This is a genomic window from Vibrio sp. 2092 (genome assembly GCF_033339635.1).
Lineage (GTDB): Bacteria > Pseudomonadota > Gammaproteobacteria > Enterobacterales > Vibrionaceae > Vibrio > Vibrio alginolyticus.
Genome location: NZ_JAWOUY010000029.1, coordinates 42,605 through 48,898 on the forward strand (window position 1 = coordinate 42,605; position 6,294 = coordinate 48,898).

General features: G+C 45.2%; 8 protein-coding genes. All 8 read left to right on the forward strand.

Features of this window, described 5'->3' with window-relative positions; translation table 11 throughout:
• The first annotated feature begins 87 nt into the window (after positions 1-87).
• The 8 genes from fkpA to fusA all read left to right on the forward strand — a co-directional run bounded on the left by fkpA (position 88) and on the right by fusA (position 6,063).
• On the forward strand, positions 88-870 hold the full coding sequence (fkpA, locus tag R7P80_RS27905; protein WP_017821751.1) for an FKBP-type peptidyl-prolyl cis-trans isomerase: 783 nt from the start codon (positions 88-90) through the stop codon (positions 868-870).
• Between the two features lie 143 nt (positions 871-1,013).
• Positions 1,014-1,736 (forward strand): transcriptional regulator, encoded by a 723-nt coding sequence (locus tag R7P80_RS27910; protein WP_005382804.1) that lies wholly within the window; start codon positions 1,014-1,016, stop codon positions 1,734-1,736.
• Positions 1,733-2,128 carry a sulfurtransferase complex subunit TusD gene (gene tusD / locus R7P80_RS27915; RefSeq protein ID WP_017821752.1) on the forward strand — a complete coding sequence of 132 codons (396 nt, stop codon included), beginning with the start codon at positions 1,733-1,735 and terminating at the stop codon, positions 2,126-2,128. The genes R7P80_RS27910 and tusD overlap by 4 nt, the downstream gene beginning before the upstream one ends.
• Entirely contained in the window at positions 2,125-2,481 is a 357-nt protein-coding gene (tusC, locus tag R7P80_RS27920; RefSeq protein WP_054702275.1) for a sulfurtransferase complex subunit TusC, read from the forward strand. The genes tusD and tusC overlap by 4 nt, the downstream gene beginning before the upstream one ends.
• A gap of 7 nt (positions 2,482-2,488) precedes the next feature.
• The gene (tusB, locus tag R7P80_RS27925) at positions 2,489-2,764 is read left to right on the forward strand and encodes a sulfurtransferase complex subunit TusB (protein ID WP_005382799.1); all 276 of its coding nucleotides are present in this window, start codon (positions 2,489-2,491) and stop codon (positions 2,762-2,764) included.
• Positions 2,765-2,941: 177 nt separating this feature from the next.
• Positions 2,942-3,316: a 30S ribosomal protein S12 gene (gene rpsL, locus R7P80_RS27930; protein WP_004399892.1), complete on the forward strand. Its 375-nt coding sequence runs from the start codon at positions 2,942-2,944 to the stop codon at positions 3,314-3,316.
• A gap of 101 nt (positions 3,317-3,417) precedes the next feature.
• On the forward strand, positions 3,418-3,888 hold the full coding sequence (gene rpsG / locus R7P80_RS27935) for a 30S ribosomal protein S7 (protein ID WP_005382796.1): 471 nt from the start codon (positions 3,418-3,420) through the stop codon (positions 3,886-3,888).
• 75 nt (positions 3,889-3,963) lie between these two features.
• Positions 3,964-6,063, forward strand: coding sequence for an elongation factor G (fusA, locus tag R7P80_RS27940; RefSeq protein WP_005382794.1), 2,100 nt, complete (start codon positions 3,964-3,966; stop codon positions 6,061-6,063).
• Positions 6,064-6,294: the final 231 nt, after the last annotated feature.

Here is a 6,294-nt window from a genome sequence, read left to right on the forward strand (position 1 = left end):
GTATATTGGTATAACGATTGTCTTCACTAGTCTCATAGAAGATTTGTGCACAACAACCAATGGCAGAGCCATTATTGGGAGAATTTAATGAAATCAGTTTTAAAAGTGTCGCTACTTGCTGCAACAGTTATGCTAGCGGTAGGTTGTCAGAAAGAAGAAACTAAAACAGAAACCGCACCTCAAGCAGAACAAGTTCAAGCAGAAACCGGTAAAGCGGTTCACTTTAAAACCGACGACGACAAAGCGGCATACGCAATCGGTGTTTCATTTGCTAACTACCTAAGCACAAGCATCGACAAGCCAAGCGAAATCGGCATTAATCTTAACAAAGATTTGGTACTAAAAGGTATCGAAGACGTCTTCAAAGGCAATGCTGAATTGAATGAAGAAGAAACACGTGCAGCACTAGAATCTCTAGACAAGCGTGTTGCAGAAAAGATGCAAGCACAAGCGGCTGAGAAAGCAGCTGAAGCGAAAAAAGCTGGCGATGATTTCCGAGCTGAGTTTGAGAAGCAAGAAGGCGTAGTGAAGACAGATACAGGTCTTCTATACCAAGTAATGACACCAGCTGAAGGTGAGAAGCCAAAAGACACTGATACGGTTCAAGTACACTACAAAGGTACTCTGATCGACGGTACTCAGTTCGACAGCTCATACGATCGTGGTGAACCTGCAACGTTCCCACTTAACCGTGTAATCCCAGGTTGGACAGAGGGTGTTCAGCTAATGCCTGTGGGTTCTAAATTCAAATTCGTTATCCCGCCAGAGCTAGCATACGGTGACCAAGACACACCAAGCATTCCTGCTAACTCAACGCTAGTATTTGAAGTTGAGCTGCTAAAAGTTGAGAACGACAACGCAGAGCAATAACAATAAGCTGCGATAAGTTATTGAAAAAGGTCCGTTTAACGGGCCTTTTTTGTTCTAGGTCACTAGTTGGTGAGTTTGCTAGGTTGCTTTTCAAATTTTCTGATAAACTTACACCAATTTGTTGATTTTTCGCTCGAAGGCTTATGACAACTACAGAAACAATAAACGCGGAGATGTTGCTCGAAATGGAATCCGTTAACGTGATGCCGTTTACCGAGCACGACAAAATCATTTTAAGATCTTATGAGGCGGTCGTGGATGGTATCGCCAGCCTGATAGGTCCATTTTGTGAAATCGTTCTTCACTCTCTAGAAGACTTAAATACCTCTGCAATTAAAATCGCTAACGGTGAAAACACGGGGCGCCAAGTCGGCTCACCAATCACTGATTTAGCGCTTAAGATGCTAAAAGACATCGAAGGCTCGGAGCGCAACTTCTCACGTTCGTACTTTACCCGTGCAAAAGGTGGCGTGTTGATGAAGTCGATTACTGTCGCCATTCGTAATGGCGAAAATCGCGTGATTGGTTTGTTGTGTATCAACGTCAATTTGGATGCGCCTTTCTCGCAAGTCCTTCAGTCTTTCATGCCGACGCAAGAAGCGAAAGAAGCGGCTTCCTCGGTCAACTTTGCTAGTGACGTAGAAGAGCTGGTGGACCAAACTGTTGAACGCACCATCGAAGAGATCAATGCGGATAAATCCGTGTCTAACAACACCAAAAATCGCCAGATCGTGATGGAGTTGTACGACAAAGGTATCTTCGATATTAAAGATGCCATCAACCGTGTCGCGGATCGCCTTAATATTTCAAAACACACCGTTTACTTGTACATTCGTCAACGTAAAACCGAGGATGATGAAAGGTGAGTAAACTGACTTACACGTTAGTGGTGAATGGTCCCGTTTATGGCAGCCAGTCAGCGCGCAGTGCTTATCAGTTCGCCAAAGCGGTGATAGAGCAAGGCCATCAGCTAGTGAGCGTCTTCTTTTATCAAGATGGTGTGACTAATGGTACTGCTTTGAGTGTGCCAGCCAACGATGAATTTGATCTCAATAAGGCGTGGCAGTCTTTGGCTAAAGAGCATGGTGTTCGCCTAGAAACTTGTGTCGCGGCCGCTTTGCGTCGCGGGATTGTAAGTGAAGAAGAAGCGAATCAACATGGTTTGGTTCAGAACAATCTAGCCGATGGTTTTGAACAAGCAGGCTTAGGTAGCCTAGCTGAAGCGATGTTAACCCAAGACAGAGTGGTACAGTTTTGAGTCAGTTAACTTATCTATTTCGTAGTGCGCCACATGGCTGTGCAGCTGGTCGTGAAGGTGTGGATGCACTGTTAGCCGCGTCGGCTTACTGTGAAGATATCAGCGTCATTTTCATGGGTGACGGGGTATACCAGCTTCTACTCGGGCAAGACCCCAACAATATTTTGAGTAAAGATTACGCGCCGATGTTAAAGCTTTTCGATTTATACGACATCGAACAAGTCTTTGTGTGTTCAGAGTCGTTAACCCAGCGAGGTTTGGCGCAAGCGGATTTAGTCATTGAAGCCCAAGCGTTAAGCTCAGAACAGCTCAAAGATAAGTTACAACACGCTGGCAAGCTACTGTCTTTTTGAGGAAGTTATGTTACACATCATAAAAACAGTCTCTGCTCTAGAAGACGCTATGCCTTTATGCAGTGAACAGGATGACATCTTACTTATAGAAGATGCAGTGTACGCTGCTAACTCGCAACATAAAGCATTTTCCCATCTAAAAAACCGCAGCGTATTTGTGTTAGAGAGCGATGCGCAAGCTCGCGGTATTGCAAATCGTATCAGTCCATCGCTGACGATTGTGAATTACTCAGGCTTCGTTGAACTAACAGCAAAACAGGATAAATCCCTAACTTGGGATTGAACAAGATTTGCTGTCGACAAAGCTTTACGGATGAATTGTTCTAATTGAACAAAAAAGATCCGTATATTTCTTGACACACCTCTCACTGCTGCATAGAATTTTGCGTCCCTAACTGCATTGGCAGTTGGGGATAGATTTTTCACAAAGCTTACTTTCAAGTAAATCAGGAGCTAGTTAATGGCAACTATTAACCAGTTGGTACGTAAGCCACGTGCAAAGCAAGTTGTTAAAAGCAACGTGCCTGCACTAGAAGCGTGCCCACAAAAACGTGGTGTATGTACTCGTGTTTACACTACTACACCTAAAAAACCTAACTCAGCACTTCGTAAAGTTTGTCGTGTACGTCTGACAAACGGCTTCGAAGTTACATCGTACATCGGCGGTGAAGGTCACAACCTTCAAGAGCACTCAGTTGTTCTAATCCGTGGTGGTCGTGTTAAAGACCTTCCAGGTGTGCGTTACCACACTGTTCGCGGCGCACTAGACTGTGCTGGCGTAAATGACCGTAAACAAGGTCGTTCTAAGTACGGTGTGAAGCGTCCTAAGTCTTAATGGATTCCGTTAAGTAAGGCCAAACACTAAATTATTTTTAATTTTTTGAAAAAACTGAAAAGTTTTGGATAAAACCTGAAGAAGACAACGGAGATAAATCCATGCCACGTCGTCGCGTCATTGGTCAGCGTAAGATCCTTCCAGATCCAAAATTCAAATCTGAATTGCTGGCAAAATTCGTTAACATCCTAATGGTTGACGGTAAAAAATCTACTGCAGAGAAAATCGTTTACACTGCACTAGATGCTATGGCTGAAAAGTCTGGTAAAGACCACTTAGCTATTTTTGAAGAAGCTCTTGAAAACGTTCGCCCAGCGGTAGAGGTTAAATCTCGCCGTGTTGGTGGTTCAACTTACCAAGTACCTGTAGAAGTACGTCCGGTTCGCCGTAACGCACTTGCTATGCGTTGGTTGGTTGAAGCTGCGCGCAAGCGTGGTGAAAAATCTATGGCTCAACGCCTAGCTGCTGAAATGCTAGACGCGTCTGAGAACAAAGGTACTGCGGTTAAGAAACGTGAAGACGTTCACCGCATGGCTGACGCAAACAAAGCGTTCGCTCATTACCGTTGGTAATACCTTCTGTGCTGCGAGGTTCTCTCGCAGCACTTTTCTATACTCTAAGGTACACCTTAGTAAGAGGATACAATCGTGGCTCGTAAAACTCCTATTGAGCTATACCGTAATATCGGTATCTGTGCTCACGTAGATGCAGGAAAAACAACCACAACTGAGCGTATTCTGTTCTACACTGGCCTTTCTCACAAAATCGGCGAAGTTCACGATGGTGCAGCAACCATGGACTGGATGGAGCAGGAGCAGGAGCGTGGTATCACTATCACATCCGCTGCGACTACTACATTCTGGCGTGGTATGGAAGCACAGTTCCCTGAGCATCGCGTAAACATCATTGATACCCCTGGACACGTTGACTTTACTATCGAAGTAGAGCGTTCTCTTCGTGTACTTGATGGTGCTGTGGTTGTGTTCTGTGGCTCATCTGGTGTTGAACCTCAGTCTGAAACTGTATGGCGTCAAGCAGACAAATACCACGTTCCACGTTTGGTATTTGTAAACAAGATGGACCGTGCGGGCGCAGACTTCCTACGCGTTGTGAACCAAATTAAGAATCGTCTTGGTGCGACTCCTGTTCCAATCCAGCTGAACGTTGGTGCGGAAGATGAGTTCAGAGGTGTCATCGACCTTATCAAGATGAAAATGATCAACTGGAATGATGCCGATCAAGGCACTTCGTTTACTTACGAAGACATCCCAGCTGACATGATTGAACTTGCTGAAGAGTGGCGCAACCACATGGTTGAATCCGCTGCTGAAGCTAGCGAAGAGCTGATGGACAAGTACCTTGAAGAAGGTGAATTGACTGAAGCTGAGCTCAAACAAGCTCTACGTACTCGCACACTAAATAACGAAATCGTACTGGCTACTTGTGGTAGTGCGTTTAAGAACAAAGGTGTTCAAGCGGTACTGGATGCAGTCGTTGAGTTCTTGCCATCGCCTGTTGACGTACCTGCAATTAAAGGTGTCGACGAAAGAGAAAATGAAGTTGAGCGTCATGCTGACGACAACGAACCTTTCTCAGCGCTAGCGTTTAAGATTGCGACTGACCCATTCGTGGGCACGCTAACTTTCATGCGTGTTTACTCCGGTGTTGTAAACTCGGGTGACGCTGTTTACAACTCAGTAAAAGAGAAGAAAGAGCGTTTCGGTCGTATCGTTCAGATGCATGCGAATAAGCGTGAAGAAGTGAAAGAAGTTCGCGCTGGTGATATTGCAGCTGCTATCGGTCTGAAAGACGTAACAACAGGTGACACACTGTGTGATCAGAACCACAAAGTGATTCTAGAACGCATGGAGTTCCCTGAACCAGTTATTCAGATTGCTGTAGAGCCTCGTTCTAAGGCAGACCAAGAGAAAATGGCTATCGCGCTAGGTAAACTAGCCGCGGAAGATCCATCATTCCGCGTGGAAACGGACGACGAATCAGGTCAGACTCTGATCTCAGGTATGGGTGAACTTCACCTAGACATTATCGTTGATCGTATGAAGCGTGAATTCAGCGTTGATTGTAACGTTGGTAAACCTCAGGTTGCTTACCGTGAAACCATTCGTGGTAAAGCGGAAGTTGAAGGTAAGTTTGTTCGTCAATCAGGTGGTCGTGGTCAATACGGTCATGTTTGGGTCAAACTTGAACCTTCTGAGCCTGGTGAAGGTTTCGTATTCGTAGACGAAATCGTGGGCGGTGTGATTCCTAAGGAATACATCAGTTCGGTATCGAAAGGTATCGAAGAGCAAATGAATAGTGGTGTTCTAGCGGGTTACCCTGTACTAGATATTAAAGCTACACTATTTGATGGTTCTTACCACGATGTAGACTCAAGCGAGATGGCGTTTAAGATCGCTGGCTCGATGGCATTCAAGAAAGGTGCACTAGAAGCACAACCTGTGATTCTAGAACCTATGATGAATGTCGAAGTAACCACTCCGGAAGACTGGATGGGGGACGTTGTTGGTGACCTAAACCGTCGTCGCGGTATCATTGAAGGCATGGACGAAGGTGTGGCTGGTCTTAAGATCATCCGTGCTCAAGTACCACTATCCGAAATGTTCGGTTACGCAACTGATCTACGTTCTGCAACTCAAGGCCGTGCGTCTTACTCTATGGAGTTTCACGAGTACGCTGAAGTGCCGAAAAACTTCGCAGATAAAATTATTGCAGAGCGTGGTTACTAATTGACGATTGAACTGCAAAAAGTTTACGACTTTTTGCGAGATCAGGGCGTCCAAATATTGCGCTAACGGGCGTTGGCGCATAAAATAACAATTTCTGGCGCGTCGTCGATCAATAATGATCACGACGAATCATAACTAGGAAGGAACACGATCGTGTCTAAAGAAAAATTTGAACGTACGAAACCGCACGTTAACGTTGGTACTATCGGCCACGTTGACCACGGTAAAACA

Bases quoted from the DNA above. Each gene is read 5' to 3' on its own strand.
- rpsL (WP_004399892.1), top strand. From the start codon at position 2,942: ATGGCAACTATTAACCAGTTGGTACGTAAGCCACGTGCAAAGCAAGTT.
- rpsG (WP_005382796.1), top strand. From the start codon at position 3,418: ATGCCACGTCGTCGCGTCATTGGTCAGCGTAAGATCCTTCCAGATCCA.
- R7P80_RS27910 (WP_005382804.1), top strand. From the start codon at position 1,014: ATGACAACTACAGAAACAATAAACGCGGAGATGTTGCTCGAAATGGAA.
- fkpA (WP_017821751.1), top strand. From the start codon at position 88: ATGAAATCAGTTTTAAAAGTGTCGCTACTTGCTGCAACAGTTATGCTA.
- tusB (WP_005382799.1), top strand. From the start codon at position 2,489: ATGTTACACATCATAAAAACAGTCTCTGCTCTAGAAGACGCTATGCCT.